We start from the raw sequence: 1,206 nt of genomic DNA on the forward strand, positions 1-1,206 counted from the left end.
CGATAAAGGGCGCAGGACATCCCCAAGTGGGTGTCGTACAATCATTTCTTCCGGCCCTTTCCCTTGATCCATGACAACGCGGGCTGGCGTTTCGGCTGGAAACGCCGAAGCGAAATCGGAGGACGCTTCAAGCTCAATACGCCCGGCCAACTCAATGATGCGTACGTCAGTGAGACGTTCAGGTTGAACAGGCCGTAGGGCTTCCCGCCCGTACAAAGCGGCCAGTGCGCAACTAAAATAGAAGCTGTATTGAGCCCCCTCCAAGGTGCTGGGGGCGCGCTCGTTTGCTAGGCGCAGCGCTTGTGGGAAAGTTTCTATGCGCAGCTTGCGGATCTCTTGCCCATCGCGACGCATGGCTAGTATCGCATCGATAGCTGCGTGGATATAGCGACAGCATGCATACGGCTTAAGATAGCATTTTTGAATTTCCCATGAAGACCCAAGATTTTGGGTCAGGAGATGGCGGGTGAAACGATCGTCGTCATCGAGAAGATTGAGAGGTCCAGTTGCGGCTGCCCGCGCGCGATAGGCGGCGGTGATACCTGCAACCACGGCGGGCGGAATCCCTTCCTTGATCGTGCTACCCTCGAATTTCGAGGTTGTGGTCAGGAAGACGATTGGTCCTTCGGATCCGGCAATACCTAACGCATGAGCGGTTTCCGTGGCACTCAAACCCAAGAGACGGCTAGCTGCAGCCGCAGCCCCGTAGCCGACCCAGCGTCCAGTTGCATACGTATCGATTGCCGCAACCGGCCGAGAGCTCGCGATTCGGAGGGCGATTTCATATCCGAGCGCAATTGCAACCATGGTCTCGGAGACCGACGCGTCAACAGCCTGAGCCACTGCCAAGGCGGCGGGAATAACGCCGGCACCCGCGTGACCTGCTGCGCCACGATGACCGTCGTCGATATCCAGCGCGCTTGCCGCAGCGCTGTTCGCCATCGCGGCGCCGACCACACTAGAACGATCCTCGGTCACCCAAATGCTGATCAGGCCCTCGCCATAGGCTTCCAGTGCTGATTTTCTGGCCGCATCAGCTAACGGCGATCGCAGGCCCGCAGCCGTGGCACCGATAAGATCTAAAATGAGCAACGAAATTGTACGCCGTGTCGCCGCAGGCAGTGCACTTGCTGGATAGCTGCTAACGAATTCGGCGAGTTCAGATATGGCTCGCACTGAGGTATACTCCAATATATCCGCTTCTTT

Annotated in this window: 1 protein-coding gene; it reads right to left on the bottom strand. The window is 57.6% G+C overall.

The features are described from left to right. Positions 1-1,176: MmgE/PrpD family protein (locus EN874_RS32130; RefSeq protein ID WP_135858162.1), on the bottom strand; the 1,176-nt coding region annotated here is incomplete at its 3' end. Positions 1,177-1,206 lie beyond the last annotated feature (30 nt).

This window comes from Mesorhizobium sp. M1D.F.Ca.ET.231.01.1.1, assembly GCF_003999155.2.
In the GTDB taxonomy this organism is placed as follows: Bacteria; Pseudomonadota; Alphaproteobacteria; order Rhizobiales; family Rhizobiaceae; genus Mesorhizobium.